This is a genomic window from Streptomyces glaucescens, assembly GCF_002154375.1.
Classification (GTDB): domain Bacteria; phylum Actinomycetota; class Actinomycetes; order Streptomycetales; family Streptomycetaceae; genus Streptomyces; species Streptomyces glaucescens.
The window spans coordinates 1-573 of record NZ_MUND01000824.1; the positions used below are offsets into that span (position 1 = coordinate 1).

The following is a 573-nucleotide window of genomic DNA, read 5'->3' on the forward strand; positions in this document are numbered from 1 at the left end:
TGGCCGACGCCATCGCCGCCCAGCTCACCTGACCACCGACGGGAGACACGTCATGACCCACGACCCGGCCGGCCTGACCGCTGCCGACCACCTCGACGCCGCCCGCGAGATGACCGCCGCCAACCGGCCCTACCTCGCCCACCTGCTCGCCGAGCAGGCGGCCCGACTCACCACCGACCCTGCCACCGCCGCCGGTATCCGCGCCGCCTTCCCCGACCCGACCTTGACCCGAGAGGAGACCGACTGACATGCCCGCCCGCGACTTCTTCCACTCCGTGATGCGCATCGGCCCGGTGCAGATCGGCACCCACCGCGACCGCAACGGCCAGACAAAACACGCTGCCGTGTGCAGCAACGACGGCTGCGGCTGGTCCGCCGACTACTCCAGCCAGTCCGCCGCCCAGCTTGCCGCCCGCACCCACCGCTGCAAGGTCCGCTAGGAGGCACTCCGTGGACGTCCCGCTCTGGTTCGCCCTGCTGGTCGTCGGAGTCCTCGGCGTCAAGCTCGTCCGCCCGCCGCTCTGGCTGGTCCTGGTGCTGTTGCTGGGCGGCTACCTCCTCGCCGACAGCCTC

The 573-nt window shown here is 71.7% G+C and carries 2 protein-coding genes; both read left to right on the forward strand.

Going from position 1 to position 573, the window contains the following annotated elements; all coding sequences use genetic code 11:
* Nucleotides 1-52 precede the first annotated feature (52 nt).
* Nucleotides 53-247, forward strand: a complete 195-nt coding sequence (locus tag CCN42_RS37830) for a hypothetical protein (RefSeq protein WP_086741779.1) — start codon at nt 53-55, stop codon at nt 245-247.
* 1 nt (nt 248) lies between these two features.
* Entirely contained in the window at nt 249-440 is a 192-nt protein-coding gene (locus CCN42_RS37835) for a mobile element transfer protein (RefSeq protein ID WP_086741780.1), read from the forward strand.
* The last annotated feature ends 133 nt before the right edge of the window (nt 441-573 follow it).

Coding starts and splice junctions, on each gene's coding strand:
- CCN42_RS37830 (WP_086741779.1), top strand. CDS start 53: ATGACCCACGACCCGGCCGGCCTGACCGCTGCCGACCACCTCGACGCC.
- CCN42_RS37835 (WP_086741780.1), top strand. CDS start 249: ATGCCCGCCCGCGACTTCTTCCACTCCGTGATGCGCATCGGCCCGGTG.